This is a genomic window from Pseudomonas sp. URMO17WK12:I11, from assembly GCF_007677725.1.
In the GTDB taxonomy this organism is placed as follows: domain Bacteria; phylum Pseudomonadota; class Gammaproteobacteria; order Pseudomonadales; family Pseudomonadaceae; genus Aquipseudomonas.
This window is the reverse complement of the sequence record NZ_VEDF01000001.1, coordinates 141717-166119: the sequence shown is the minus strand read 5'-3', so window position 1 is coordinate 166119 and position 24403 is coordinate 141717. Positions and strand designations below refer to the sequence as shown.

Genomic DNA, 24403 nt, shown 5'->3' with positions numbered 1-24403 from the left:
GAAGCGCTCCTTATGCGGCCGAGTCGAGGACTTCGGTCAGCCATTGATTGGTGATCTCGACGCGGAAATTCGGGTTCTCGGCCGGCGGCACATCGGTGAAGCGGATGTTCCAGTACACCTTGCCCTGCTCCAGCTGGCTGGCAGTGTTCAGCTCGGTGTCAGCGAACACCTCGAAGTTGATGATCGCGCCTTGGTTCTTCAGGTCGCGCATGAAGGCCTGCAGGCCCTCGGTGACGTCCTTGACATAGGTGGCGGTGATGGAGCGGTCGACCGCCCATTTGTGCCCATAGAGGATCGCGTCCATCACGATGTCCATGGTCCGCACTCGGGTGACAAACGCCCACTTCGGATCGCTCGACAGCGTGCGGTTGCCCCACAGGCGATAACCATCGTCGCGTATGATGGTGGTGATGTTGCCGTTATTGAGCAGGTTTGCCCGGCAGGTGTCGTCGCCGTCCAAGAACTCCACCGCGCGGGTGGTGCCGGTGATGCCGACAAACTCCTTGTTCGACGGCGAGGCCCAAAAGCCGTACTCGTTATCGGTCCAGGCGAACAGGCCTGCCACCCAGGCCGACGCCGGCGCATCTACAGTGGCCTCAGCCGTGGTGTCCCAATACTTCACGCCAGGGTCGACCATGAATGCCCGCTTGGCGCCAAACTCAGCCGCGTAAGCCAGGGCGGCCTCGTCGGTGGTGCCGGGGCCGTCAATGATGGCGATCCCGCGCAGCTTATCGGCCATGGCCACCAGGGCGGTACCGACCGCTTGGGTGGAGCTGTGCTTAGGCGCCACCAGCAGGCGCGGCTGGGCGTTGAATCGGCTTTTGCCATCAAGCAACGCCTGCAGGCCGGTGCGGGTGCCGTCAGCCAGCACGCCGCCGATAATGGCCGAGGTCTGCGCTGCAGCGTCGGCCGTCTTGGCCACCCCGCACGCCACGATCACCGCTTTGGCGCGCGTGTAGATGGCTCGGCAGGCCTTGGTGATGGCCGAGTCAGCACCAAAGGCGGCCACCGCCTCGCGCTCGCTGGTGATCATCACCAGGTCGTTTGCCTTGGCCGTGGCGCCGGCGCCAGGGGTGAAGGTATCGACCAAGCCAATGATCGAGGAGGACGGCAGGGCGATGGTGCGCGCGCCGGTGTCGACGTTCGTTACAGTAACGCCGTGAAAGAAACCGCTCATAGTGAAACTCCAGATAAGCGAAAGCCCCGACGCGCAGGACTCTCAAGAAAGGAACGGGCAAGAAAAAGCCCCGACAGTGCGGGGCTTTATTGAACTTGTTCGGCGATCCAGGGCGGGGCCGTGGGTCGTTCTGCCGATTGAGGGAAGGCCCCTGTCGCGGGCCAATCTCGTAGCGCCTGACGGTAGGTCAGCAGCTCGGCATAGCGCTCGCCTGTCAGCGTCGTGACGCTGCCCAGGTCGACCTCGTCGCGATGGCGAGTGGTCAGCCACTCAGTGGCTACCAGCTCTCCGTCGCGCCACGCGCGTTCCTGCTGGGCGTAGTCCGGCACCACCACCGGCAGGGGGTGCTTGGTGATCTGTCCGGCCGCATCGATCTTCCAGACGCCATCAGTACGGTCGCCCAACTGTTTGAACAGATCATCACTGACCTCTACCGCGCCCTTGGGAATCTCATGCACGCCTTCAATCAGACGCAGCTGCAGCACGCCCCCAGCGCCAAACGTTGCGTATTTCATTAGCACCCCACCGAGAAGGCAAAGCCTGCGGCCGAGGCGCCGGCACGCGAGCGAAAGATGAACCGCGAGTTATCGATGATCCCGCTGGCGTGGTAGTCGAGTACGCCACTGCCCTGCGTGTAGTCGCACGTCACATTGACCATGAACACCTCTCGCGGGTACGGGATCGGGAAGTAAACGTAAATGTCTGCATCCGGCGACACCGGGGTGTTTTGCCATTGCAGAATCAATCCCCCCAAGTAGCTGGGAAAGATGACGTAACCCACCCGCCCTGTCGCAAAGGTGAAGCCCCAGCGCAGTTTACGCGGCGTGACCGCGACGTTGTCCGCCGATCCTGCGTCAACCTGCGTTTGAGTGGCGACTTTGAGCAAGCCTGAAGTCGCCTCGGTCGCCTGCTTGACCAACTTGGCGATGGCTTGGAAAACGCGCAATGGCGTCATCGCCTTTGTATCGTCTACACCGGCTTCTGCCTCGGGTTGTGAGGCCTTGGCGATGCTGTAGCCATCCAAACTAGTGGCCTTGTTGGCTTTGTCGTTCGTCAGCGCCGTGGCCACCTGCTGCAGCAGGTTGTTGGTTTCGGTCATCGTGTAGGCGTTGCCGATGCCGTAACCCCCCAGGGTAGTCGACACGTCCGCCTTGCTTTTCGGGTCGAAGTTGCCGCTGTGGTAAATCGCCCTCCAAGTGCCGTTGCCTTGGTCGTCTACACGACGAAAACCTAACCAGTTGTTGGTCACGCCGCCCAGCAGTTCCAAGCTGTAATTGGAATCGGGATACTTGATGTGGAACCCCGCCCCATAATCCACCTCGGCGGGCTTGTCGGTAGTTTTGCTGCCCACGCTCACGAACTGGGTACCGCCAAGCGCGGCCATCGGCCCGTCAATCTGCGGCGGGGTGGTCAGCAGCCCCCCTGCCCCTTTGGGCATGGCGTCAAGGATGCCGTACCCGCTCAAGGTCGTAGGGTTATCACCCGCCACGACAACGCCACGACTATTGATCTGTACCTTGGTGTAGGTGCCGGCGACCTTGTCAGGAGGCAGGATGTTGAGGAACAGATTGTCCACATAGCTACGCGGCGCCAGTACCACAGACGGGTCAATCTTTAACTGCACATTGGCCGTGCTGGTCACGATGATATTCAGCCGCACGATCTGCGTCTTGCCCGTGCCTTGGGTGAGCAAGGGCTTGAAGCTCGGGGCGCAGTTGGCGACTGCAACCATGTCGCCGTCCACGTCATACAGGCCAATCTCGCGAATCCACCAGCCGCCCACGTCGGGCGGGATGATCTGCTCGGCAATGATGATATTGGCGTTGGCAGGGTCTACTTTCACCTGATTAAGCGGCGCCCGGCGGCGCTCATTGATCAGGCGCGTTTGCTTTCGATCAGGGATAGGTTCTGTGCCGTTGGCATCGCCCACGCCCATCTGTGCAAAGGTCCAAGGGATTCTCAAGGCATTGGCATTTGCCTGCTTGGCTTCTCCCACCTCCGTCAGAATGGCAAAAAACTGACTGCTCGCTGTCGTCATGAGTACACGTCCAGATATTCGATTTGATGTTCTCGGCCTACGTGGCCATAGATGCCGCTGACCTCGATATCGAGCGACAAGGGAGGGTAAACGTCGATTTCCTCACCCTCTTGCAGCCCCAAAGCCAAGCGCATGTAACCTGGACTGGATAAGGCAATGGCCAGGCCCGTCAGGTGCCTGCTCACAGGCTTGGCATCATCGATCAGCCGGGTTAGCTCTTGATACATATCCTCGGTGATGCCGGTATCGAGCACGCCCACCTGCAGCTCGAAGGTGCCCGGCACACCCTCGGGGAACGTCTGCCACCACTCGCGCACCTCAATGAGGTAACCCAAGGGTTCGACTACTCGACGCAGCGCGCCGATGGTGCCTTTATGTGCATGGATGTAGAACGACGAGCGGATCACCGAGCGCTTGACCGCCTCAGACCACCGATCATCCCAACGGTCTACCGACCAGGCCCAGGCCAGCAAAAACAGCAGCCGGGCTGGACAGGTATCAGGGTTGTAGAGCCGGCGTAGGATGATCGCCAGTTGCTCATCGGACGCGTGCTCCAGGGAGATCTCCAAGGGAGTGCGGTTGAGCGGGAGTAAACTGCTCATCACTCACCCCGCCCGACCGTGAACCCTGTGCACCAGGCCGCTTGCGACTTACTCGGGCGGATATCCGCCCAGCCCGTCAACTCGACCCGGCCCACCCCGTCGATATGCAATTGGGCGTCGACCGCCGAACGGGCCACCTCCACCCCCAAGCGCCGACGGGGGTTGATCCAGGCCGCCAGACGCGCCTTGCACTGCTCCAGTACGCCCTCGCTTTCCGGCCCGGTGCTGGCCATGTACAGCTTGGCGTTGATTTCATACGGCAGAATCTCGGCACTCTGCACCACCACCCGATCCGCCACCGGGCGCACGTCGTCGTCGTTCAGGTAGGCGGCCACCGTGGTCAGCAACTCGGCCGAGGCGGCGCCGGTGCCCTCCAGGGCCAACACCGTGACATGCACCACCGCCGGCGACGGGCTTTCGGCCGTGGCATCCGCCACCAGGCCCGAGGCGTTGCGCGCGTGCAGGATGTAGCTGTTACGCGGGCCGGCCGTGGTCAGCCCCTCGTAGACCAGCTGCACCCGCTCGCGCAAGGCGTCGTCCTCCTCCAGCACAGCCGCCACCGGCGGCACCGCCGTCAGGTCCTCGGCCTGGACCACCAGGCGCGACAGGTTGACGTTGGCGGCCAGCTGGTCCAGGTCGGAACCCTGGGCATAAGCCAGCAGCAGCGCCTTGGCCGCGTCATTGATCCGCGCCCGGTGCTGCAGCTTGCGGTAGGCGCCGACCTCCAGCAGCTTGACCACCGGATCGCTCTCTAACGGCGCGCTCCAGTTGTCGCCCATGTGCGCGCGAAATGTCGCCAAGTCGGCCTGATACAGCGCCTCGTAGTCCAAGTCCTCCAGCACCTGCGGCGCCGGCAGCTGGGAAAGGTCAATCGCACTCATGCACTCACCTCCAATACAACGTCGTCACCGAGGTAGGCGCCGGTCAGCGACAGCGTGATTTGCCCGCCGATCACCGCCGTGACGCGCACGCGCTCCAGCTTAAAGCGCGGCTCCCAGCGCCCCAGGGCGCGCGCCACCTCAGCTTGCACCGCGCTTTTCCAGCCCTCGCTAACCGGCAGGTCAACGTAGCGGCGAAGGCTGCTGCCGTATTCAGGACGCATGCGTCGGCTACCTACGGGAGTAGTCAGGATGTCCTCAATGGACTGTTTCAGATGGGCCGTGCCGGACAGCGGCTGCCCCGTGCGGCGATCCAGTCCGATCATGGGTTATCCCTGCTGCTGCTCGAAGTCGGGGCGCTTGCGGAGGTAAGCGATGGCTGCCGAATCATCACCCATCACCACCACCCGAGCCCCCGTGACTCGTAACTCCCGGAAGTTCGGCATGAGCAGCACGCGCTCTTTGTATTCCTTGTCCCGAAAGGTGATCGGCTTGGCCGGTTCCGGCTCCGTGGCGATCTCCAGCCCTACCCCCTCAGCGAGAGACTCTTTTTCTGCTTTGGCCATACTTCCTCCAGATACGAAAAAGCCCGCATTTGCGGGCTTGATTCAGTGCTTGTGGTTGGCCGTGTTGCCGGCCGTATCAATGATCCGGCCACCACCGTTGATGTCGCCTGAGACCTGTAGCGGCCCCACGATCTTGACGTTACCGGTCAGCGTGATGTTCGCCGACTCGGCCGTGATGGCGTCGTCGGTGAGCACTGCCTTGGTACCTCCCACTTCAATGGTCACAGTGCCGGAAGGCACCTTGATGGTGTAACTGCTGGCCGCCCAGTCGTAGACCAGGGAGCCACCATCATCGAAGCGCCAAACCTCGACATGGTCGCGATTGTCCGGCTGATCACCTGCATTCCCGTACAACCCCGGCACAAAGGTGCCCTGTGCCGGCTCGCCGCTCGGGCTGACAAGTACGCCCTGCTCGCCCAAGCTGGGCGACCGCCAGTGACGGGCCTTACCAGCGGCTTGCGCGTGCCAACGAACCCAGGCGCTCGTCCAGGTGCCGCCATCCGAAACGCGCACGCGCGCTGCGGCCAGATCGACAGCCACCACCGTGCAGGGGATCACCATGCACGCCAACATGCGGTCGTGCATGGCGGATGTGTAACTCATGCCATGTCCTCCGGCGCCAGGTACTGATGTTCGCTGCCTGGGCCGGTTTCTGGGCTGAAACCGAACACCAGAGTACCGGGCGGCTGATCAGGCCAGGGCCACTCTTCCTCGCCGAGATAAACGACCTGCGTCCACTCGACCACCCAAACAGCCAACCCATCCAGCTCCGGGCGGCTCCAGTCAGGCTCAGCCCGAACCAGCAAAGCAGGTTCCACTTCTATGCCCCAGGTCTGCATCCGCAGCAGCACTGCCAACTGCGCAGCGATGAACGCCACCACATGCAGGTGGTCGTCGTATTCGGTACCGACGATGGCTCGCGCCTCGAAGCGTGCATCAATCGCTACTTCGCCGGTCCCAGGGTCATGTTCGGCCGGCTCAAAGCCGGAAAACTCCAACACGACAGCCGGTACCGATATCGTCTGCAGCCGCCCTGGCATCGTGCCAACGTAATTCAAGCCAGGGACCACGCGACCGATGGTCTCTTCCATGGCGGCGTAAACCCTCGCCAGGGGGATTGGATCATCAGCCATTACCGGTTCTCCGTGTGAGCTTGTGCAACTCGAAGTTCAACTCTTGCTCCATCACGACCAACAGCCGCTCATGAGCTTTGTTCGTCCATGATTCAAAATGGGGCCGGACTTCCTCGAGCGAGATCTTGGCCTTAGCCAAGGGGAAACGTCCGACACTGGTCGTCTCGGCAATCCAGCCCGAGCGGCCCTTTTTGCGAACGGTTTTCGTACTGTCGGGGTAGTCTTTGGCGGTGAAGTGCTTACTGCCGGCCCGAATCCAGATATCAGGGTTGTTGCCGTACACCTGGCGATAGAAGGCGCCCTTGTACCGCCTCCCGGCCACAGAGACACCTGACCGACTCTGGTTAACCCGTCCAGCTCGGCTGGCCTCAATCGGGTTGATGCCAAACCATAACCTCCCCTGCCCGTTACCTCCCATCGGGTAGGCCATTAGTCGCTGCCTTACTGCCGCGATAGCAATGCGCTCCTGTCGGCCTACCGACCTTGCGATATGCGTACGCAGCCAGCGTAAGGTTTTGTTGATGGCCCGGCGCTGGGCAGCATTGATGGCTTTGGGAACCAAGCCGGCGAACTGCTCGAACCCCTTAACTTGCTTGGGGTTCAACTGCAGTGTGATCAGAGCTGACCTGGCAGACTCCTTGTGATAGCTCCCGACACTCATCGCACCTCCCGAAGAGCGAAGTTGATCCAGCCCGTGCCATCCGGGTCACCTCTGGCGATGATGTAGCGGCCACCGCCATCAGCTGGAGCAAGGTCACAGACCAGGTACAGGCCTTCCTTGATGCCTGCCGCTTGACTCACTCGCACCGAAAACACCGGCTGGCGAAGCCCGGTGTTGATCGTGCCGACCTTCGGCTGCTGCCATGGAACGGACATAAACCCGGTGACCGGTTCGGCGATACCTTCGATCTGGACTTCATCCCCCAGCTCATCTAGCAGCGCCGTGTCCATATCCGCCACCAGATCGCGGAAGGCCATGGTCAGTTACCTTGGTCGAGGTCGTCTTTCTCCTCGTCTTCTTCCTCCTCCTCTTCCTCGTCCTCTTCACCGCCATCATCGGTCGGTGCAGGACTCGGGGTCGGCGACGGTGCAGCTGCACGCTTTGGTGCACGGCTGCCGGAGGAGTCCAGCTTGCCACGGGCCACGATGCGGCCTTCGGCGATCAGGAATTCGCGGACCTCCACGGAGGGCGGCACGTAGACCTCGCCCTTGCGCACGGTCTTGGTACCGTCCTGAACACAGCCATCGACCACCACGTACTCGATCTTGGCAGCCATGTCACACCACCTTGGCGGAGAGGAACGCGTTCGGCTCGAGCAGACCAGGCAATGGTGCAGCCTGAACCTTCAGCCAGCGCTGACTCGGCTCTTGGGTAACCCAGCTCTTCGGGAAGCGCGCCGCCTCGACCAGGCCGCTTTCGATGGCCTCCAGATCCTGAATCGCCGCATACAGCATCGCGTTGCGAGTCGCGGTAGAGCCCAGGATCAGGCCGCCCGCCGGGATCATTGGCTTTTCACCGTCCTCGTCATCCAGGTACCACTCGTCGTACGCATAGAGGTCTACACCCGGATCACTCAGGTAGCCGAGGTAGGTCACACCGTCGGGGAGCTCTTCTGGCTTGATCATTCCCAGGTCGACACGACGAGTGTTCAGTTGCTTCATCACCATGTCATTGCTCTGGAATGCATCCTGCGCCTCAGCGCTCAACACGGCGACGTTTGCCGAGCGGCCCGAATCCTTCGCAATCAGGCGGCGCCACTGGCGCAGATTGCCGATGGGGTCCGAACCGGCAGTGTTCCAGCGGCCGGTGGCGAGCGAGACCTTGTGGGTGTCCTCCATGAGGAAGTCGATGGTGTCATCCACGCCATCGCCGACAACGCGGATACGGCCAGTGGTCAGCGCCTGGGCGCACATCCACTCTTCTCGGCGAATGATCTCGCTCTCGAGGTCCACCAGGTCACGGCCGAGCCGCTCGCCTGCGCGCTCAAGCGGTGTGCGAGTGGAGAACGGGTTTTCACCTGCGCCTCGCTTGAGGATCAGCCCCGCCTGAGTAACACGCTTGGGCTGGATGTACGGCGGCTTGTAGGTCGACGAGGCAATGCCGGTGCGCTGCGAGACGCTACCTGGCAGGGTCGGGTGAACGAACGGCGCCATCTTGCGCTGCCCTTTCACGATATCGATGGTCACCGTCTCAGTGGGGAAGGTTTCGGGGAAACCGCCGTTGAAGAAGGTGTTCATGAGGAAGCGGCGCGGCGTTGCCAGCTGCTCAACGGCTTCCAGCATGGTTAGCGTGTCGAAAATGTCAGTCATGTGGGCTCCGATTAACGAATGAAGAGGCAGAGAGGACGCAGCGCCGCTTTGGCAACTGCCAGGGTCAGGCCATCACCGAGGGTGAGCTGACTGCCCAGCACCTGGCCGGTCAGGCGAAGTGGCGCGCTCTTAGCGCCATCGGTCGTGTCTACGTCCTGGTCGAGGATCACTTTGGGCGTCTGGGAGCCGTCTTCGGCAGCGGCCTTACACAACAGGTACTCACCAGATGCGGTGACTTGCCCCAGCACAGCACCGCGCAACAATTGCTGGCCGGCGGCGATGACGCCGGATTCCATCACAATGGGAAAGTCGCCCGCCTCGATCTGGGAAGGTGTGAAGGTATGGGTAGTTGGGTTGGCCATGAGGAGCTCCTAGTTAGCGGCGCGAGGCGCCAGAAACGATTGCGCTGACAGCGGTCTTGCGCTCGCCAGCTGGACCGCCTTCCGGCGGGGTGCTGCCGGTGATGCCTTGCGCATCACCCTTGATGCCAGCGAGCGAGATGCCGCGATCTTGCGAGGCCTTGAACAGCACCAGCGCAGTGGCTTCAACCGAGCTGCCATCATCGATCGCCGCGCCGATCTCCTTCTCGAAGCCCTTCACGGCCAGGGCATTGATGCCCTTGATACGCTCACGCTCGGCCGTGGCGCCTTCGGCGCGAATCGCTGCGGTATCAGGTTGATCGGCCTGGGCGATTTCGATGGTGTTGGGGTCGGTGCCAGCTGCAATGGCAGTGCGCAGTTCTGCCGTGGTCTTGACGGTGGTCATGGTGTTTGTCCTTGGTAAAGTAATGGCCGGCTTGGCCAGTTCGGTGATCAGGGATTCCAACGAGCCCACGCGATGGGCCAGGCCGTGCTGGACGGCGTCCGCTCCTACGCGAATGCCACCGTGGTCGCCCATCTCGGGTACCTTCTCGGCAGCCACGCCGAGGTTGCGGGCAACCTTGCCCACGAAGACTTCCGCCATCGCGTCGATGGTTTCGCCCATCTTGGCGCGGCCTTCCTCGGTACCGAGGTCGGGTCGCTTGTTCGGCGCGTTACGGCTGACGATCTGGTAGCGGGTGCGACCGGTCTTCTTTTCGTCCTCAACCACGGCCTCGACCACAACGCCGATGCTTCCGGCCAAGCTGGCCTCGTCGATCACGATCTCGCCCGCCGCCGAGGCGATCCAGTAGGCCGCGCTGGCTCCGATGCCGCCGATGTAGGCAACGATCCGCTTGCGCTCCCGGCCGGCGTAAATAAGCTCGGCCAGTTCGTTAATACCGGATGCCACACCACCTGGGCTGTCGATGTTCAGCACGATGGACTTGACCTTTGGATCGTCCAGGGCACGCTGAATGTCCGTGGCCAGGATCTGGGTGCTGGTGGCACCGCTGATCTCGGTGAACAGGTTGGCGTACCGAAAAATCGGGCCGATGACCGGCACTACTGCCACGTTGCCACGCATAGTGACGCGCCGGGTTTCATCCAGCCGCTCGCCGCGCTTGGTCGCCAGCGCCACCGGATCGCCCATGCGGTCGGAGATGGTCAGCAGGTTGTCCAAGGCGTCGGGCAACATCAGCCAGGGCTGCGAGGCAGCCAACTCAAGTGCACGAGGCATGGTTATTCCTCTTTGGGATTGTTTTCAGGCGGGGACTCAAGCCCGCTCTTGGGCAAGGCCTGCATGTTGTGCTCACGGCGGTAGGCGACCTCGCGTGTGCGCTGACGAATAACCTGCTGCCAGGGCTCACCAGTCATCGCCGCCGTTTCCAGCGTCTCGTTACTGACACCGATCTCGATGCGCTTGCCTGCGGCGTTGGCTTCCTTGAGCTCGTCAATCGCGCCTCGAGCCGGCCCGATCCAGATGGCCTGGCAATAGGCTTTGCGCTTGGCTGAGTCGCTGTAACCAGGTAGGTCAATCAGCCCTCTGGCCACTGCCTCATCAATGACCAGCTCACGACTTGGCTGGCAGAAGTCACAAGCTAGCCACCAGCGTCGCAGGCTGTAGAAGCGCCAGGCCTGCAACATCGCCGCCCGAGCGGCGCTGTAGCTGCTGCTGTAGTGCAGCAACAGCTCTTCCAGCGGCAGCTCCAGCGCGGCGCCGATCTCTTTCACCACTGCAGTGAAGAACGGATCGAACTGGGCGTTTGGCCGGCCGGGGTTGGCGATCATCGGTTCCTCACCGACGCCCAGGTCAACAATCGCACCTTCGCCCAGCGCGATTGCACCATCAGAGGTGTCATCTCCGCCGGGCTGCTCCTCCGTCAGCGCGGACATGGGCAGGTTGTTGTTATTGAAGCCGTCGCTCTTCTTGATGAACACAGTGAACATCGCCGAGATCACCGCTGCCATCAGCTCGGCGCTGCTGTACCGCTCCAACTTCTGCAGCGGCTCCAGCACCGGCGACAAGTAAGGCGCGCCGCGCTTCTGTCCTGGTCGCTCTTTGTCAGCCATGACGTGCAGCACCCGGCGGCGCCCGGTTTCAGCACCGAACACCGCCAGCCGTTCCCACTGCAGCGTCTTGCCCAGCAAATGCTCGCCGGGATAGCCGGTGCATACGTGGTACGCAACTGGCGCGCCCAGCCCGTCGAATTCGACTCCTTCCACCAAATCTGCCCGGTCCATGCCGCCATTGGGGTTGCCGACGCGGTCAGATTCGATCAGTTGCAGGCGCGTGCTGAAGATGCAGCCAGCCCGTTCTTGATCGGGACTGGCAACAAATACGTCGCCGGCCACCATCGACGAAACCAGCACCAGGGCCTGCAGCTGGTAGTGATTGAGCGAAGCTTCTGCATCACACTCTCGCGGGTCATCGGCGTACAAGGACCACAACCGGTCCAACTGCGCGTTGAGCTGCTCGGCCTCTTCTTCGGTCAGACCCAATGCCTCATGATCGACCTGGGCGCGGCAGACCAGTCCGGTGCCCACCACATTGGTACGCAATCGAGTGATCGCCGCTCGGGCGACCAGGTGGTTGCGCATGGCATCGCGGGAGCGGGCCACCAGCATGCGGCGCTCGCTGTGGTTGAAATCGCGTCGAGGGCTACCCAAGCCAGGAATCCAGCTGGCCACGCTGCGCAGCATTCGAGAGGCGCCACGCCAACGGGTTTCAACACCACCGCCGCCGCCCTGGGCAACAATCTGCTGCCCGTCAACCGATGCCCTGGCCACTCGGATTGCTTCCGTCATCAGCTGTTCAGCAGCTGAATCCCGCTTTCGGAACGGCCACATAGTCAGATCCCCACATAGGAAACGCGGTTACGGCCACGGCCTTGCCGGGCTGCCGTCTCTGCCGCGACATCGGCTGCGTACTGCCTTTCCAGCAAGCGCAAGCTGTTGAGCTCGGCCAACTGGATCTCACGATCCTGCCGACGCAAGCGCTGCCCGTTCTTCAGGACGCGAGAGATCGCCGCCCGGACCTCATCAAGGCGTTGTTGTGCATCTGTCATGGTGAACCTCGGTTAGCTGACGCGGCTCCGAGTGCCCCTGCCGCGCGCAACTGCGCGGCGGGGAACCGGCGCCACCGCCTGCTCAGTTGTGAAGAGGGTGGGCTGAAGCAGTTGCTGCTCCAGCTGGTCCCACTCGTGATCGCGCAGCAGGTGCGTTTTCAGGCTGCGAGCTGCGTGCAAGGCGTACACCTCGCAGTCCAGGGCTTCGTTGCGCCGCCCGGCCTTTTTCTGCCAGACCATCTTGCTGGGGTTGCGCGGGTGCGGGGCCAGCACCTCGTTGGTCACCTGCTCGTAGTAATCCGAGCGGATCTCGCTGTACCAGTGCATCCGCCCCGGCCCGGCGCCCTTAAGCTTCATCCGGCCATCGATCAATGTCTTGGCCTTGTGAGTGCCGACGATGAACACGCGCAGGCCATACTTCGCTGCCTTGGTGTTGTCTTGGCTGGTGTCCGCAGACTGGGCCGGCTTGGTGAAGATCTCCCGGTCCCGGCTATCGATGGACGCGCCCTTGATCGCCATGATGTTGAACCGCTGGCGGTCTCTAACGTAGGTGTACACGGCATCGCTGGTATTACCATCAGAGCTGTCGATGCTGACCGCCGAGACGGCGAGCTGGGCACCGCTCTCGGTAGGGATCGGGGTTGCGATGATCTTGTCCAGCTCGGTCCACACGGGGTCGTGGGGGTCGATGGGGTTGCCGGGCAATTCGCCCCAGTAAAGCCGCCAAGACTCCTCACCCCTACCCCATCCGACGATTACCAGGGCAAGACGGTCGCCTTGGACGTCCACGCCGACCGTGACCAGCAGTGTGCCCTTCGGCGCAGTCATCTCGGCGTAGGGTTCAGCGCGCTTCTCCAGCTCGTCCGTTTTGGGTGCGTCGCTCTTGTACTCGTAGCTTTCACCCATCGAACTGTTGGTGAAGGCGATCATTGGGCCAATATTGCCCAACCGCATGGCATGTTCGGCCTGCAGCTTCTTTTCCATCAGCACTTCGAAGCGGGAGCCGTGAAACGTCGCATACAACTCGTTGAGGATGTATCCGGCAATGCCTCGAAATTCGGCAGTGGCTTCCCAACGCCCGTGCTTCAGATTGGCGTTTTTCTGATGGTCATCCCAGATTTCCCCGCAGTGAGGGCATGCGTAGTAAGCCGTTTCTGGTCGCCGCTTGCCGTACACCTCGTGGAAGTAGTGCTCGTCCTCGTCACAGTGCAGATGATCGAAGCTCAGCGGGTGCGACTGACCACAGCCGTGGCATGGGACCAAGCCCACCCGCTTGTCCGACAGCTCCAGCTCCGCGTCGATAGCAGATAAGCCCTTGATGGTCGGCGTACCACCAATGATGATCTTCGAGCGGCGGAAGGTCTTCAAACGCTCCTTCGCCAGCTTGATGCTGTCCCCCTGCCCCCGCAGGTTCAGGTTGCAGTCGTCGGGCTCTTCGATGGCAACCTTTGGCACCGGTGTGGACTTCACACTGGCCGGGCTGTTGGAGCCGACCATTTTCAGAAATCCTCCGGGGAAGCGCTTGAAGTCCTGTCGCTGCTGCAGCTTGCGGCTACGCAGGTCGACTTTCTTCCGCAGCCGCTTGGTGGCCTCGATCATCGGTTCCAGCTTTTCCGCGACGTACTGCTTGGCCGCCTCAGCCTTGGGGAACAGAATCAAGATGGGTGATGGCTCGAGGTCGATCCACTTGCCAATGGCGTTGCCCAGTACTCCCGACGTCCAGGCCACCTGAGCCGACTTACGACCAACGATCTCAGAGACGTTCGGGTCATCCAGCGCCTCAAGTGGTCCGCCTGGCCAGATCAAGTGCGGGGTAATGTCGAAGCGATACTTACCTGGTGCAGCCGATTCTTCGGGCGCGAGCCAGCGAAATCTGTCGGCCCACTCGATGATGGTCATTTTCGGCGGAGGCGCCCACTTGCGGCAGACGCGCCCCATCGCTTTACTCGCCGATTTCTTCAGAGCCCTCCTCGTCGTCCGACTCGTCAGGATCCCCAGCGAGATCGTCGTCCTCGTCATACGCGGACAATCTCCTCAGTATTGATTCGATGGGCTCGCGGATCAGCTGGTCATCGACCTGAATGCCGTACTTCGCAGACAACGTCGCGGCCAGCTCATCGGGGAACGTGTTGAGCAGTTCGATCTTCGCAGCAGTGATCACCGCCTCGAAGCGCTCGACCATCTCGGCCTCGATCACAACTTCACCGAGTTCACGCGCCAGCGCGATCTCTTCGCGGTCGCCACGAATACGGTCGAGGCGATCACGTGTTGATTCCTTCTTGCCGTTCAACGCGGCTTGTCGCATCAACCACTCAACCACCGCCTGGGTGTCGTACTGGTTTTCGTTGCCACGCCCCAAGCCGAATTCGATTACTGGCATCCCATCCTTCTGCCAGCGGCTCAGCGTCCGTTCATCTCGGCCGATGATCTCGCCTAGTTCGACCTTGCTGACTGTCTTGCCCATCACTAAGTCCTTGAAAAGACGGACATCCCTGCAGGAATCTCAGCTGCAGGGAAACCGCGAGTCTGCGCACCCGTGTAGGGGGCGGCCCGGGGGGAGGACCCAAAAATCAGCGGGCGCCGCCCGACCCCACCCCCATCCCCGGCGACGGTCACTGCCCCGCCTCGCCGCTGGCCGGCGGTACCTGTTCGACGCCCAGCCGTTTGGCAGCCCAGCGCTCATACAGGCCAATCGCAACGTCTGCACCGGCTGTTGCAGTCAAGCAACCAAAGGCAGCGGCCGCCCAGATCGACGCACCGGCCGAGTACAGCAGCATGATGGTTGCCATCCCGCAGACCACGCATGCGCCGGACCGCAGGGCAATCCGCCGGACCAATGCCCAACCGCGTGCCCCCGCTCGATCCGCACGCCACATTTCACCGGATACGCCGCCGACCAGGGACAGCACGATCACCATCCAGATCGGCATCTCAACTAACGCTTGTTGTTCATTTGTCATGTCTTGGCAGCTTCCTCTGAAACAGGCCTTGTAAGGTGCTAATGTCAAAGTGCAACCACAAAGGCTAAGGAGGCCTTATGCATTTCTTGCACAAACGCGAGCATTTGAACGAAGGTGATGTCGTCGAGGTTGACTGCTCCCACCAATGCAACGTCCGGCTCACAACCGACACCCAGTTTTCGAACTTCAAGAATGGAAGGCAGCACCAGTACTACGGTGGTTTCTATAAGCAACTACCGGCACGTGTTGCTGCTCCACATTCCGGCTACTGGAATATCACCATTGATCTAGGGGGTGGCTCCGCCCAGATCCGCCACTCGATCACTATTCATCGAAATGGCTAACTCACCTCGACATTGATCAAGCGCTATCTCCAGCGCGCGCTCTAAGCGGTTGAGTGTTCCATCGGCCCCGTAGGCATCGCTTGTAAATCCGCCTACGGGGCTTCTCGACCAGATCAGTTCTCCGCCGTCATCTCGCACTTCAACTCGCATCTTCATCTCCTAAAGTGCACCCAAAAGAAAACCCCGCCAGTTGGCAGGGTTCTCGATGCTCCGACAGATCGGGGCGGGTTGCACAGCACAGTGCTTGTTGGGTCAGCGCCTAAGCGCACTTTTCACATCGTGGTGACTTTTTACAGGCCACCGGAAAAACCGAAAAGGGGCTATTTTCGGTTATCCGCTTCGACGCTACTTCGGCGCATCTTCGGCGCACACTCGACGCATAGTGACCCGACGAACGGTTTGTTGCCGGACGCGACCAGCGCGGGCGGCAAGGATGGCAAACACCTGCAGATGCAGGGCTTTTACCCAGTTGCGATAGGTGCGATCAGCATCTTCCGCCAGCCCAACCACCCTCATTTGCTCCCGAATAGTGAAGCCCAAGAAGTAGCGCATCTCTGCCAGCTTGGCCAACGTTTCCCCCCGCTTGTCTCGCCTCCCCAGTTGGATGACAGCAGCATCTACTTCTGCTGCTGAGTGATCCATACCAGCACCGGCAACCAGAATGCGATGACCCGACACGCCACCGCGAGGCGCAGCCCCCTTCCATTCCATGATCGTCCCCATCTGACTACCCAGACTCGCCTTAAGCCCAAACAGGCGGCGCTGTTCTCCCCAGTGGAGCATCAGTTCGCCCACCAGGCGCAGGCGCTCGGCGGGATCAATAAGCTCTGCGATATCGATCTGGTGCTGCGTGACCCGCAGTAGGAGACCCACTTCCTGATCCATGCTCATCGCCATTCCCCCCAAACCTGCACCCAACACCCATTTCCAAAACCCGACACAAACCCAACACAAATAAAACCCAATGAAATCAGTTGATTAGATGAATGTGTGTTGAGTGTGTTGGGTTTGTTGGGTTTATTGGTTCTCGCATAGAGTTTTTTTTCTTCATTGATGGCAGTGCAAAAAATTACGCGCACGCGCGCGTGCGTAGACAAACCCAACACACCCAACACACCACCCGTGCAAGCCACTGATTGCGGGCAATCCGACTGTGTTGGGTAGCTCAATCCAACCCGACACAAACCCAACACACCCAACACACAAATAGAGGTAGTCATGCCGCGAGCACCCTCTTAACGTGGTCCCAGCCATCAACGTTCCAGCCAGCCAGCTTCGCCCTGGCACGCCACTCGACGACGTTCTTGCCCAGCTCGGCCGACTTCATGGATGGGGGCAGGGAAGGATCACCATCGTCAGGAAAGAAGAACGCGGCGAACCGCCGGTTGTTGCCATCGGTCCAGGGAATCGCTCGGGTCTTCTCCACTTTCGCGCTGAGCATCAGCGAGAACTTCGTCTGGCTCATCACGCCTTCCCGGTTGTGCGAGCACCACTCGGCGAACATGGCGTACACATCGCTTGTCAGCGCGCACCCCCACAGGCCGTGCCCCAACTCACCGGCACGCCACAGATAGAAGAAGGTCTGCCAAGCAGTGCGGCTCAACTCAACCAGGCGCTGGCGAGCCTCGGTTTTGGGCGGCCGCGTGCGCTGGTTGAATTCCCCCAACTCGACATCAAGCAGCCAGCCGTACAAGGCAGCCACTCCACCGTTCGCCAGCTCCCGGCTGATCGCCTTCTGGCGCTCCGGCGGCAGCGTCTCAAGAGGCCACATCACCAACATCCGTCGGTCGTCTTCGCTGATCGGCCACGGCATGATCTCGTTGCTGAGGAACGCCGAGTTCATATGGTTGGCCTCTTCCCAGCCGTTGATGAACTTCGACTCCATGCGCACCGTCTTGCCGGTGATCATGTGTTTGATCTTGCCGACTTGGTTGTAACGTTGGTCTCGGCTGACAACCTCTTCAAACACTGCCCACAGCTTGCGGCTCTGCCAGGCGTTGAAACTACCTTCCAACTGGGTCTGCCCGACTGTCGCGCCATACTGGCCATACAGCTCGCCCATTACATCCGCGAACATGAGGCTTTTGCCTGAGCCCTCCATGGTGGAGTGAAACAGGATCGCGGTGTCCATCTTCGCGCCCATGTGCTGCAGCGGGTAGGCGAGCCACTTGACGAGCCATTCCAGCGCCTCCGCGTCGTGGTTGCACAGGAATGACATCAGCCAGCGCAGGTTCTCGCAGGCCGCGTCATTACGCATGGGCTCGAGCGGCAAACCCTCGAAGGTGTTGATATAGATGGCCGGATCTTTGGTCATGGTCGGATCGAACACGATGTGGTCCACGTCGACAACACGGCGATCCTGGCTGTTCAGCCACCACTTATATTCGTCACCCAAGGCCATCTTGACCGCGCCTTCAGGTATACGGCGCTTTTTCTCCCGATCCCAGACATCCTTGGTGCCGTCGATGTAGACGTACCGCTCAATGGGATCCAGCTTCAGGGCGCCGCCCTTCTTTGCCCCCAACCTTTTAACCTGTTCCAGCTCTTTCACTTGGTCGAGCGACATCAGCTTTTTGTCTGTCCGCTCCATCCACTGTTTGGCGAGCGGCTTGCCTACAAGCGCCTCGAACCCGGCACGCTTCATCGACTGTCCTTTGTCGAGATCCCACACGTTAGTGGAGCCCTCGACCAATGCGAATCGGCGCATGGCGCTTTTCAACACCAGACCATCCGCCCCCTCCCCCCCGGAGGCCGAGGAGGCGGCCGAGCTGGGCGCTTCAACGTCTGATGGGCCGTGGGGAAGCTGTGCGGCATCGCTGTCGGCGAGCGTAGGCAGCTCGGACTGCTCGACAACTGATGGGGCGTGGGGAAGCTCACCCAATGGCGGCGGGGCAGGCGGACGGGACTTCGCGTCAATACCGAGGATCCGAGCAGCAGCCCTGGTCGCAGACTTCTGGTCGCCGTCGTGCATCAGGATGCAGAACACGTCAAACGCATCGTTCTTGTGCCCATTCGCCAGCGGATCAGAGGTGTGATGCGAGTAGAGCTTGCCATCCTTGATGGTCACACCGGGCAGCCCTGAACTGCTATGTGGGCTCAACCACTTCCCATCGATGCGCTTGTAACCATGCGCCTCAATCATCGTGGCGATGTCATGGATGCGGTTGAATTCAGGGATGACCTCGGGGAGCCGGTCACCAGATCGGGCTGCCGCTGATGATGAGGTGGCCACGGGGCGAGCTGCAGGCGCAAGCGTTGCCGCCTTGGGCTTCCAAGGGCAAACAGCTTCCCCCTTCGGCTTGAATTCGTCCCAATTCTGCCAGATGGTCAACAAGTCGCCCGGCAATTCCGGCAAGCCGTCTGCATTCGGCGCTGTACGCCATGTGTAAGGCTTGCGAGTGCCAGGGTGAATGGATGGTGGCAACACATCCTGCACCAGACCGCCTCTAAGCTCGAAAACTGTAACTTTTTTGAAGGGCTCAGCCGCCATGCGGAATGCCGCCTCGCGTCCTGCATCCCCCTCGTCCATGGCAGCCTTTACTTGCACCATGAGCCCTTTGTAGATGGTGCCATCAGGGTCGTTCTTGTTTGGCCAAACCAAGGCGTGGCGACTCAGTTCCACTCCCTCAGGAACGCGGAACATCACGCGGAATCGTTCAGGGTTGCCTACTGAGGTGGGGAACGCATCAGCGAGCGCGTCAACGTCGAGCCCAAGGGTCTGCTGCAAGACCTGCCGGGTCAGCTCAACGTCATCAACGTCGAGCGAGCAGACACGACTCGGCCCGAGCACAACACCAAGATTGTGATTCGGGCTCGCAGTCCAAAACGCCTCAGCCTTAGAGACGTCCGTGAAGTAGCCACCTGGCTTGTTCCAGCCGGCACCCTTCGGCCCCTTCTCACCTGGTTCAATCGGAACCAAGGCGAGATCGAAGGCTTCAATGTACCGCCGCGCCCAATCAGCTGTAGTAGAGGTTGGGCGCTCGCTCATCTGCGGCGCTCCCGCAGTTCCTGGCAGCTGATGCAAGTCTCGCACCCCGCCACCAGTTGCTGCCGTACCTCCGGGATTGGTTCATCGCAGTCTTCGCAGAACTGCGCGCTCGGCTTAGTCGCTGGACGAACGCGGCGCTGAAGCGCCACCTGCAGGTGGTAGTCGGCCTGGTCATTGGCCACATCGATTACATCAGCCATGAGCTTCGTCCTCCATGGACTGACGGGCACCCGCCATGATGGCCAGCACTTGGCGGATCACATCCATGCCGCGCTGCTCAAGGTCGAGCACTTCACCAGCCGTCCAGACATTGTCGGCGGCACCGTCGTGCAAGGTACCGACAAACTCGCTGGACTCTTCAAGGAGCTTCGCTACCGCCTGCAGCGCTGCATTGGTCGCTGGGACTGGCTCTGGGCGATACCAGACGGCACCCGCCGGGCGGACGAGCGCATCAAGCAGCCGTGGATCAGCGGTCCAACGGACGATCTCTTCAATTTCGTCCGGGCTGGGCCAACGACGCTCTTCGGTGGGGTGAAGCTTCTTCTGCAGGGCATCCACGTCCATGACCATATCGAAGGCCAGCTTGGTGATGCCACCGTGATAGTCGCGACCAGCGCGATAGAGCGCCTGCCGCAATGCGAGGACCGGACCAGCGTCCGGCAATAGATCAACGCGACTCATAACCGTAAATCCTCGGTTTACGGTGTAGTCACAGGGCTTTCAACGTCCTATCCTGTGAATACGACCGGTGTGTTGTGCTTTGCGTGCTGTGCGGGCATTTCACGCGGTTCTAGTCATCCGGCGATTCTTGTGGTGAGAGGCAACCGGATGGCGGGCTTTACGGTGCTAAGCACCGTCAACGTTGAGCTGGGGAGATTCTTGTGGTGAGAGGCCCCAGCTCAACGATCCTTCTTGTCCTTGTTTCTTACTACCTGTTCCTCGTAAAAAGCTTCGATAGACTTTCCTACCTCATAGCGGACCGCCGCTCCCTTCGTTGCGCGATAGATAGTTGGCTGCGTAACGCCAACCCGCTCTGCAATCGCACGTTGCGAAAAGCCCTTCTCGATCAGCGCTCCCAGCATCTCTTGTATGGACATGATGCAACCTATTCGTTAGCGAATAACCTGATGTTACCCAAACGAATAGGACAGAGCAATACACTTGTGATACGCAAACTAATCAGAGCCAACAGCAGTGATAGGGAATCGCGTAGCAAAGCGCATGCATGAACTCGGCCTGTCCGGTGGCGAACTCGCCCGGCGCTCGGGAGTACCACAGCCAACCATCCATAGGATCCTGTCGGGCACGTCAGCTAGCCCCCGTCAGGAGAATGTGGAGCGAATCGCAAAAGTGCTCGGAGTCACGACCGAGTGGCTATGGAAGGGCGAAGGGAGTAATCCCCCGCCACTCGGACCAACGGCCAATGTGGAGCCAGGACCCAAAGTCCGTGGTTTCGTACCTCTGATTTCTTGGGTACAGGCTGGAGCCTGGTGCGAGATGCAAGAACCGTTCGAACTTGAGGATGCAGAAACGTGGCTCCCCTGCGTCATCTCGCACAGCAGCACGACGTTCGCCCTGAGGGTTCGAGGGCTTTCCATGTTTAACCCTCATGAACGCCGCTCTTTCCGAGAGGGAGACATCATCTTCGTGGACCCGGCGAGGGACTATGAAAATGGCTCACTCGTTATCGTTAAACTGGCTAACAGCAAAGAGGCAACGTTCAAGCAGCTGGTCGTCGAGGGTGATCGGCGATTTTTGAAGCCGCTGAACCCCTCGTGGCCTGACCCAATCATCGAACTGCCGAGTGACGCAACCATCTGTGGTGTGGTCATCTCGAAGGTGGAAATTTTTTAAACACAAAACGAATAGACTTCGTCTCGTTTAGGTATTGACCGGAAAAATTCGTTTAAGTATTGTCTGGACCACCATCCTCTCACCACCGAGGTCCAGAAATGCCAACTGCACAGCCAAACAGTGGGTGTAAGGTCTACCTGCACCCAACCACCTGCACCCGCCCTTCCACCGTTGAAGCATTTCAAAGGTCAACCGGGCTTCGCCTTGTCGTCTCCCCTGCCGGTCATGTCCGCGCCATCCCCAATGGGGGTGAGGCATGACCGAATTCACCATCAATCTGCGTCGAGTGATGCTTCTGGAAGGGACGCTGGAGCACGGCGGCAGCGCTACCTGCCCGCTGCGACGCCCTGAAACCATCGTAGATGCTCACATCCAGGTGGAGAACGACGACCGCGACCATCACCTGCAGGTCCGTTTCGGTCCGTTCACAGGCTCGATCACGCTGCGCCGCGGCGACTCGACCAAGTACATGTCCCTGCGCGACTTTCTGCAGGACGTAGCCAATGGCCGAACTGAGTCGGGACAGCAAATCCAGCGCGCTATCGCCCTGATGGAAGCGCTGGACTGTGTGAGCCAGGTATTACCGGAAGGCTTGCATGCTTACATCACCCCCACGACCGACGAGCACCATCCTTTCGGCACCGTTGTGACCAACGACCAGGGGGAGGTCTACGCGACGGCATACGGCAGCTGCAAGACCGCGCTCGCAGATGCAGTGCGCACAAAGCTCGGCCAAATCCCCGAGGGGCATGGGGAGCACCGATGACAGAGACGCTTGGGCAGTTACGCAAGCAGTGGACCACTCCCTGCCCGACGTTGACTGCTGTGCGAGAGCACTACTTCCCTCACATCAAGACAGACCGCCGGTTCAGGGAGTTGATTAACACCGGAAAGATTGGGCTGAAGCCTAGAAAGCTGCACCACTCAGCTCGAGCCCAGTACGTGATTTACCTGCACGACCTCGCCGACTACCTCGACACCCAAGCGAAGCAGACGGTATAGCAGAGGCGGCCCCGGCCATCAGGGGCATCGCATCCAGCACCTGGCCATCACCACACCACCGGCCGGTGCTGGGCACTTTGAGCACAGCACATGCAAACACATCAGTACGCGCTCGCCGCTGGTATAGCCTGGATGGTCACCCTGATCATCCTTCCTTTCCTGATCGCCAAGGCACGCCGCCTTGCTTATGCCCGAGGCTTCGAGGCCGGCAAAACCTTCCACGACCAGACCTTGAGCTTGCAGCTCAAGGAAGCCAAACAGGCGCTGGACGATCTACGCGCAGAGCTGCTGCGCACCCAGCAAACCGGCAATGTGCAGCTTGCCGCGCGCCAAGCCAGCATTGCTGCGCTTAAGGCAAGTATCAGCGAACTTGAAGCCCGAATCATGGCGTACACCGGCCTCGCGGTGACGAAGGCGGACTACGACAAACTAGTAAGCGCCTCGTCCACGATGCGCCTGGCTCAGCGCACCTTCAAAGCCCTGAGAACCGAAGTCGAGGCAACGCGAGCAGGCGCCCAGGCTGAAGTCATTGACGAGCTGGCCAAGCGGATCCATGCCCAGCTGCGCAGCACTCCGGCCAGCGCCGCCAACGCAGGGGCTGCAGCATGACGACTCAGAATCTTCGCAGTTGCCTCGTCCACGGCCCAGTCGGGTGCGGCAAGACCACCAATGCCCAAGCCATCGCAAAATCGCTGGGCCTGAGCCAGATCCTCGACAACTGGGACGCAGGGGCACCTGTACCGCTGCTGGACACCCTGGTGCAGACCAACGCTGACAATCCAGGCTGGTACTTCAAAGGCCGAGTGATGACCTTCGACCAGGCCATGCAGATCACCTATCAACAGGAAGGCCGCATGAGCACGCACCGTCATGATTGGTACATGAGCGAAGGTGATGACGGCGGCACATATCACTGCAGGAAGTGCGGGCGCGATCACCAAGGCACTGTCCCAGAAGCTCACGACTGCTCAGTATCAAACGCCGAGCACCACGCCATCGCTTGGCTCGGCCAGGCCGGGCTGTACCGCACTCGGTTTGACGCCGTGCGCAACTGCGAGCAGTCCGTCAAGCCAGTATCCGCCAACGATCTGTTCGAACTTGCCAGGAAACAGGTGCTCAGCCAGCTCAACGAGGGCCGTCAACATGCCTAACTCGACGCGCACCTGGCAGCTGATCAGCCTTGCGCTCACCGTGGCGCTGATCGCCACCTTGGTCAAGCTGTATCGCAGCAGCTCCGCCCACCCCACTGCTACACGCACGCTACCGACTGTAAAAAGCGCCACAAACCTTGAACATCTGGCTCTCAGCCCGAACACCCGCCGAGTCCATGAGAGGTACTTGCTGTGATCGACACATCGACCTACACACCGACCACGCGCACGCCCAAGGGCATGCAGCCGATGCTTCGGCCCGCCATGTCGTTCATCTGCGACATCTGCGGTAAAGCTCGCGTGAAGGGCAACCACGACCAGCGCTCCAAGACCCGCAAGGCAGCCGGTTTCATTATCCGCCGGAGGGCTATGGCATGAAAATCGACCTCCAAATTTGGAGCACTAAAGTTAATCACTGCAGGTCCTTATCAATGCTACCCGACAGGCAGAACTCCGCTCGATCCTATAGCGTAGAGCCGACTTCGCAGCAGCAGGAGGGCCATGCATGAACACAGCCTTTGTTTTGATGGCGCAGTACAACGGCATGGCGATTATCTCGCTCGAACAGGTATGCAGTGACTACTTCACCCACCTCACCCCTGACATGTTTCAGCGGAAGGTTCTTGCCGGACAGATCATGCTTCCTATCACCAGGCTCGAGACAAGCCAGAAGAGCGCGCGAGGCATTCATATTGCCGATCTGGCGCAATACCTGGATCAGCAGCGGGAGGCTGCGCGTAAGGAGTGTGCACAATTGAACAAGACACTCCGGGCCGGCTAACCGGGAGATCGCACCTCGCATGGCCGGGTGTCGGTGGTCGTCGACATCGTCGATGATCAACCCGGCCCGATCTTTGGCGAGGACAGCTAACAATCCATAGCTGCCCTTCGCGAAAGGCAGCTCCCGGCCGCAAGCGGCCCTTTAGGTGGTTGCTGCATGTGACGGCTTCTGGCTGGTTCCTGTAATTTCTCTACC

At 60.7% G+C, this 24403-nt stretch carries 34 protein-coding genes; 9 read left to right on the top strand and 25 right to left on the bottom strand.

From position 1 onward, the window contains the following. Positions 1 to 10: 10 nt before the first annotated feature. The 20 genes from FS665_RS00765 to FS665_RS00670 all read right to left on the bottom strand — a co-directional run bounded on the left by FS665_RS00765 (position 11) and on the right by FS665_RS00670 (position 15088). A complete protein-coding gene (locus FS665_RS00765) occupies positions 11 to 1177 on the bottom strand; it encodes a phage tail sheath family protein (protein WP_145181887.1) in 1167 nt (388 codons plus the stop codon). A gap of 86 nt (positions 1178 to 1263) precedes the next feature. After that, complete coding sequence (locus tag FS665_RS00760) at positions 1264 to 1692, bottom strand: phage tail assembly chaperone (protein WP_145181884.1); 429 nt, start codon at positions 1690 to 1692, stop codon at positions 1264 to 1266. Beyond that, the gene (locus FS665_RS00755) at positions 1692 to 3215 is read right to left on the bottom strand and encodes a phage tail protein (RefSeq protein ID WP_145181881.1); all 1524 of its coding nucleotides are present in this window, start codon (positions 3213 to 3215) and stop codon (positions 1692 to 1694) included. Before FS665_RS00755 ends, FS665_RS00760 begins: the two co-directional genes overlap by 1 nt. After that, positions 3212 to 3817, bottom strand: a complete 606-nt coding sequence (locus FS665_RS00750; protein WP_145181878.1) for a phage tail protein I — start codon at positions 3815 to 3817, stop codon at positions 3212 to 3214. Before FS665_RS00750 ends, FS665_RS00755 begins: the two co-directional genes overlap by 4 nt. Continuing rightward, positions 3817 to 4698 (bottom strand): baseplate J/gp47 family protein, encoded by an 882-nt coding sequence (locus tag FS665_RS00745; RefSeq protein ID WP_145181875.1) that lies wholly within the window; start codon positions 4696 to 4698, stop codon positions 3817 to 3819. Before FS665_RS00745 ends, FS665_RS00750 begins: the two co-directional genes overlap by 1 nt. After that, positions 4695 to 5021, bottom strand: coding sequence for a GPW/gp25 family protein (locus FS665_RS00740; protein ID WP_145181873.1), 327 nt, complete (start codon positions 5019 to 5021; stop codon positions 4695 to 4697). The genes FS665_RS00745 and FS665_RS00740 overlap by 4 nt, the downstream gene beginning before the upstream one ends. Positions 5022 to 5024: 3 nt before the next feature. Continuing rightward, entirely contained in the window at positions 5025 to 5261 is a 237-nt protein-coding gene (locus FS665_RS00735) for a hypothetical protein (protein ID WP_145181853.1), read from the bottom strand. Positions 5262 to 5303: 42 nt separating this feature from the next. Beyond that, entirely contained in the window at positions 5304 to 5864 is a 561-nt protein-coding gene (locus FS665_RS00730) for a phage baseplate assembly protein V (RefSeq protein ID WP_145181850.1), read from the bottom strand. After that, positions 5861 to 6394, bottom strand: coding sequence for a hypothetical protein (locus tag FS665_RS00725; protein ID WP_145181840.1), 534 nt, complete (start codon positions 6392 to 6394; stop codon positions 5861 to 5863). The genes FS665_RS00730 and FS665_RS00725 overlap by 4 nt, the downstream gene beginning before the upstream one ends. Continuing rightward, positions 6387 to 7055, bottom strand: coding sequence for a hypothetical protein (locus FS665_RS00720; RefSeq protein ID WP_145181838.1), 669 nt, complete (start codon positions 7053 to 7055; stop codon positions 6387 to 6389). Before FS665_RS00720 ends, FS665_RS00725 begins: the two co-directional genes overlap by 8 nt. Then, positions 7052 to 7372 carry a hypothetical protein gene (locus FS665_RS00715; protein WP_145181835.1) on the bottom strand — a complete coding sequence of 107 codons (321 nt, stop codon included), beginning with the start codon at positions 7370 to 7372 and terminating at the stop codon, positions 7052 to 7054. Before FS665_RS00715 ends, FS665_RS00720 begins: the two co-directional genes overlap by 4 nt. A 2-nt stretch (positions 7373 to 7374) precedes the next feature. After that, positions 7375 to 7671, bottom strand: coding sequence for a hypothetical protein (locus FS665_RS00710; RefSeq protein ID WP_145181832.1), 297 nt, complete (start codon positions 7669 to 7671; stop codon positions 7375 to 7377). Position 7672: 1 nt separating this feature from the next. Next, positions 7673 to 8704 (bottom strand): major capsid protein, encoded by a 1032-nt coding sequence (locus tag FS665_RS00705; protein WP_145181829.1) that lies wholly within the window; start codon positions 8702 to 8704, stop codon positions 7673 to 7675. Positions 8705 to 8715: 11 nt separating this feature from the next. Next, on the bottom strand, positions 8716 to 9066 hold the full coding sequence (locus FS665_RS00700) for a head decoration protein (protein WP_145181827.1): 351 nt from the start codon (positions 9064 to 9066) through the stop codon (positions 8716 to 8718). Positions 9067 to 9079: 13 nt separating this feature from the next. Next, positions 9080 to 10300 carry a S49 family peptidase gene (locus FS665_RS00695; protein WP_145181824.1) on the bottom strand — a complete coding sequence of 407 codons (1221 nt, stop codon included), beginning with the start codon at positions 10298 to 10300 and terminating at the stop codon, positions 9080 to 9082. Between the two features lie 2 nt (positions 10301 to 10302). After that, entirely contained in the window at positions 10303 to 11910 is a 1608-nt protein-coding gene (locus FS665_RS00690) for a phage portal protein (RefSeq protein ID WP_145181821.1), read from the bottom strand. 2 nt (positions 11911 to 11912) lie between these two features. Continuing rightward, positions 11913 to 12128, bottom strand: coding sequence for a hypothetical protein (locus tag FS665_RS00685; protein WP_145181818.1), 216 nt, complete (start codon positions 12126 to 12128; stop codon positions 11913 to 11915). 12 nt (positions 12129 to 12140) lie between these two features. Then, complete coding sequence (locus tag FS665_RS00680; protein WP_178108269.1) at positions 12141 to 14027, bottom strand: phage terminase large subunit family protein; 1887 nt, start codon at positions 14025 to 14027, stop codon at positions 12141 to 12143. A 43-nt stretch (positions 14028 to 14070) separates the two neighbouring features. Beyond that, on the bottom strand, positions 14071 to 14592 hold the full coding sequence (locus FS665_RS00675; RefSeq protein ID WP_145181815.1) for a terminase small subunit: 522 nt from the start codon (positions 14590 to 14592) through the stop codon (positions 14071 to 14073). 148 nt (positions 14593 to 14740) lie between these two features. Beyond that, positions 14741 to 15088 (bottom strand): phage holin family protein, encoded by a 348-nt coding sequence (locus tag FS665_RS00670; protein WP_145181812.1) that lies wholly within the window; start codon positions 15086 to 15088, stop codon positions 14741 to 14743. 77 nt (positions 15089 to 15165) lie between these two features. Between FS665_RS00670 and FS665_RS00665 the strand changes: the two genes are divergently transcribed. Continuing rightward, a complete protein-coding gene (locus FS665_RS00665) occupies positions 15166 to 15432 on the top strand; it encodes a DUF1883 domain-containing protein (RefSeq protein ID WP_145181809.1) in 267 nt (88 codons plus the stop codon). A gap of 345 nt (positions 15433 to 15777) precedes the next feature. Here FS665_RS00665 and FS665_RS00660 read toward each other — a convergent pair whose 3' ends face one another. The 5 genes from FS665_RS00660 to FS665_RS00640 all read right to left on the bottom strand — a co-directional run bounded on the left by FS665_RS00660 (position 15778) and on the right by FS665_RS00640 (position 20517). Beyond that, positions 15778 to 16317, bottom strand: coding sequence for a hypothetical protein (locus tag FS665_RS00660; protein ID WP_145181805.1), 540 nt, complete (start codon positions 16315 to 16317; stop codon positions 15778 to 15780). A gap of 331 nt (positions 16318 to 16648) precedes the next feature. Continuing rightward, a complete protein-coding gene (locus FS665_RS00655; RefSeq protein WP_145181801.1) occupies positions 16649 to 19420 on the bottom strand; it encodes a bifunctional DNA primase/polymerase in 2772 nt (923 codons plus the stop codon). After that, a complete protein-coding gene (locus FS665_RS00650; protein ID WP_132846510.1) occupies positions 19417 to 19620 on the bottom strand; it encodes a TraR/DksA C4-type zinc finger protein in 204 nt (67 codons plus the stop codon). Before FS665_RS00650 ends, FS665_RS00655 begins: the two co-directional genes overlap by 4 nt. Then, a complete protein-coding gene (locus tag FS665_RS00645) occupies positions 19613 to 20101 on the bottom strand; it encodes a phage regulatory CII family protein (RefSeq protein ID WP_145181798.1) in 489 nt (162 codons plus the stop codon). Before FS665_RS00645 ends, FS665_RS00650 begins: the two co-directional genes overlap by 8 nt. Before the next feature lie 218 nt (positions 20102 to 20319). Then, complete coding sequence (locus tag FS665_RS00640) at positions 20320 to 20517, bottom strand: helix-turn-helix domain-containing protein (RefSeq protein WP_145181795.1); 198 nt, start codon at positions 20515 to 20517, stop codon at positions 20320 to 20322. Positions 20518 to 20614: 97 nt separating this feature from the next. Here FS665_RS00640 and FS665_RS00635 point away from each other — a divergent pair, with 97 nt between their 5' ends. From FS665_RS00635 to FS665_RS00600, 8 genes are all read left to right on the top strand, one after another. Further along, on the top strand, positions 20615 to 21274 hold the full coding sequence (locus FS665_RS00635; protein ID WP_145181792.1) for a LexA family transcriptional regulator: 660 nt from the start codon (positions 20615 to 20617) through the stop codon (positions 21272 to 21274). A gap of 256 nt (positions 21275 to 21530) precedes the next feature. Further along, the gene (locus tag FS665_RS00630; protein ID WP_145181789.1) at positions 21531 to 22040 is read left to right on the top strand and encodes a hypothetical protein; all 510 of its coding nucleotides are present in this window, start codon (positions 21531 to 21533) and stop codon (positions 22038 to 22040) included. Beyond that, a complete protein-coding gene (locus FS665_RS00625; protein WP_145181786.1) occupies positions 22037 to 22276 on the top strand; it encodes a pyocin activator PrtN family protein in 240 nt (79 codons plus the stop codon). Before FS665_RS00630 ends, FS665_RS00625 begins: the two co-directional genes overlap by 4 nt. A 90-nt stretch (positions 22277 to 22366) precedes the next feature. Then, the gene (locus FS665_RS00620; RefSeq protein WP_145181783.1) at positions 22367 to 22885 is read left to right on the top strand and encodes a hypothetical protein; all 519 of its coding nucleotides are present in this window, start codon (positions 22367 to 22369) and stop codon (positions 22883 to 22885) included. Continuing rightward, positions 22882 to 23427, top strand: a complete 546-nt coding sequence (locus FS665_RS23590) for an AAA family ATPase (protein WP_256674876.1) — start codon at positions 22882 to 22884, stop codon at positions 23425 to 23427. Before FS665_RS00620 ends, FS665_RS23590 begins: the two co-directional genes overlap by 4 nt. Next, positions 23420 to 23623: a hypothetical protein gene (locus FS665_RS00610; RefSeq protein ID WP_145181780.1), complete on the top strand. Its 204-nt coding sequence runs from the start codon at positions 23420 to 23422 to the stop codon at positions 23621 to 23623. Before FS665_RS23590 ends, FS665_RS00610 begins: the two co-directional genes overlap by 8 nt. Continuing rightward, positions 23620 to 23805 (top strand): hypothetical protein, encoded by a 186-nt coding sequence (locus tag FS665_RS00605; protein ID WP_145181778.1) that lies wholly within the window; start codon positions 23620 to 23622, stop codon positions 23803 to 23805. The genes FS665_RS00610 and FS665_RS00605 overlap by 4 nt, the downstream gene beginning before the upstream one ends. A 127-nt stretch (positions 23806 to 23932) precedes the next feature. Continuing rightward, the gene (locus tag FS665_RS00600; protein ID WP_145181775.1) at positions 23933 to 24208 is read left to right on the top strand and encodes a pyocin activator PrtN family protein; all 276 of its coding nucleotides are present in this window, start codon (positions 23933 to 23935) and stop codon (positions 24206 to 24208) included. Positions 24209 to 24403: the final 195 nt, after the last annotated feature.

Coding starts and splice junctions, on each gene's coding strand:
- FS665_RS00765 (WP_145181887.1), bottom strand. CDS start 1,177: ATGAGCGGTTTCTTTCACGGCGTTACTGTAACGAACGTCGACACCGGC.
- FS665_RS00760 (WP_145181884.1), bottom strand. CDS start 1,692: ATGAAATACGCAACGTTTGGCGCTGGGGGCGTGCTGCAGCTGCGTCTG.
- FS665_RS00755 (WP_145181881.1), bottom strand. CDS start 3,215: ATGACGACAGCGAGCAGTCAGTTTTTTGCCATTCTGACGGAGGTGGGA.
- FS665_RS00750 (WP_145181878.1), bottom strand. CDS start 3,817: ATGAGCAGTTTACTCCCGCTCAACCGCACTCCCTTGGAGATCTCCCTG.
- FS665_RS00745 (WP_145181875.1), bottom strand. CDS start 4,698: ATGAGTGCGATTGACCTTTCCCAGCTGCCGGCGCCGCAGGTGCTGGAG.
- FS665_RS00740 (WP_145181873.1), bottom strand. CDS start 5,021: ATGATCGGACTGGATCGCCGCACGGGGCAGCCGCTGTCCGGCACGGCC.
- FS665_RS00735 (WP_145181853.1), bottom strand. CDS start 5,261: ATGGCCAAAGCAGAAAAAGAGTCTCTCGCTGAGGGGGTAGGGCTGGAG.
- FS665_RS00730 (WP_145181850.1), bottom strand. CDS start 5,864: ATGAGTTACACATCCGCCATGCACGACCGCATGTTGGCGTGCATGGTG.
- FS665_RS00725 (WP_145181840.1), bottom strand. CDS start 6,394: ATGGCTGATGATCCAATCCCCCTGGCGAGGGTTTACGCCGCCATGGAA.
- FS665_RS00720 (WP_145181838.1), bottom strand. CDS start 7,055: ATGAGTGTCGGGAGCTATCACAAGGAGTCTGCCAGGTCAGCTCTGATC.
- FS665_RS00715 (WP_145181835.1), bottom strand. CDS start 7,372: ATGGCCTTCCGCGATCTGGTGGCGGATATGGACACGGCGCTGCTAGAT.
- FS665_RS00710 (WP_145181832.1), bottom strand. CDS start 7,671: ATGGCTGCCAAGATCGAGTACGTGGTGGTCGATGGCTGTGTTCAGGAC.
- FS665_RS00705 (WP_145181829.1), bottom strand. CDS start 8,704: ATGACTGACATTTTCGACACGCTAACCATGCTGGAAGCCGTTGAGCAG.
- FS665_RS00700 (WP_145181827.1), bottom strand. CDS start 9,066: ATGGCCAACCCAACTACCCATACCTTCACACCTTCCCAGATCGAGGCG.
- FS665_RS00695 (WP_145181824.1), bottom strand. CDS start 10,300: ATGCCTCGTGCACTTGAGTTGGCTGCCTCGCAGCCCTGGCTGATGTTG.
- FS665_RS00690 (WP_145181821.1), bottom strand. CDS start 11,910: ATGTGGCCGTTCCGAAAGCGGGATTCAGCTGCTGAACAGCTGATGACG.
- FS665_RS00685 (WP_145181818.1), bottom strand. CDS start 12,128: ATGACAGATGCACAACAACGCCTTGATGAGGTCCGGGCGGCGATCTCT.
- FS665_RS00680 (WP_178108269.1), bottom strand. CDS start 14,027: ATGACCATCATCGAGTGGGCCGACAGATTTCGCTGGCTCGCGCCCGAA.
- FS665_RS00675 (WP_145181815.1), bottom strand. CDS start 14,592: ATGGGCAAGACAGTCAGCAAGGTCGAACTAGGCGAGATCATCGGCCGA.
- FS665_RS00670 (WP_145181812.1), bottom strand. CDS start 15,088: ATGACAAATGAACAACAAGCGTTAGTTGAGATGCCGATCTGGATGGTG.
- FS665_RS00665 (WP_145181809.1), top strand. CDS start 15,166: ATGCATTTCTTGCACAAACGCGAGCATTTGAACGAAGGTGATGTCGTC.
- FS665_RS00660 (WP_145181805.1), bottom strand. CDS start 16,317: ATGGATCAGGAAGTGGGTCTCCTACTGCGGGTCACGCAGCACCAGATC.
- FS665_RS00655 (WP_145181801.1), bottom strand. CDS start 19,420: ATGAGCGAGCGCCCAACCTCTACTACAGCTGATTGGGCGCGGCGGTAC.
- FS665_RS00650 (WP_132846510.1), bottom strand. CDS start 19,620: ATGGCTGATGTAATCGATGTGGCCAATGACCAGGCCGACTACCACCTG.
- FS665_RS00645 (WP_145181798.1), bottom strand. CDS start 20,101: ATGAGTCGCGTTGATCTATTGCCGGACGCTGGTCCGGTCCTCGCATTG.
- FS665_RS00640 (WP_145181795.1), bottom strand. CDS start 20,517: ATGTCCATACAAGAGATGCTGGGAGCGCTGATCGAGAAGGGCTTTTCG.
- FS665_RS00630 (WP_145181789.1), top strand. CDS start 21,531: ATGACCGAATTCACCATCAATCTGCGTCGAGTGATGCTTCTGGAAGGG.
- FS665_RS00625 (WP_145181786.1), top strand. CDS start 22,037: ATGACAGAGACGCTTGGGCAGTTACGCAAGCAGTGGACCACTCCCTGC.
- FS665_RS00620 (WP_145181783.1), top strand. CDS start 22,367: ATGCAAACACATCAGTACGCGCTCGCCGCTGGTATAGCCTGGATGGTC.
- FS665_RS23590 (WP_256674876.1), top strand. CDS start 22,882: ATGACGACTCAGAATCTTCGCAGTTGCCTCGTCCACGGCCCAGTCGGG.
- FS665_RS00610 (WP_145181780.1), top strand. CDS start 23,420: ATGCCTAACTCGACGCGCACCTGGCAGCTGATCAGCCTTGCGCTCACC.
- FS665_RS00600 (WP_145181775.1), top strand. CDS start 23,933: ATGAACACAGCCTTTGTTTTGATGGCGCAGTACAACGGCATGGCGATT.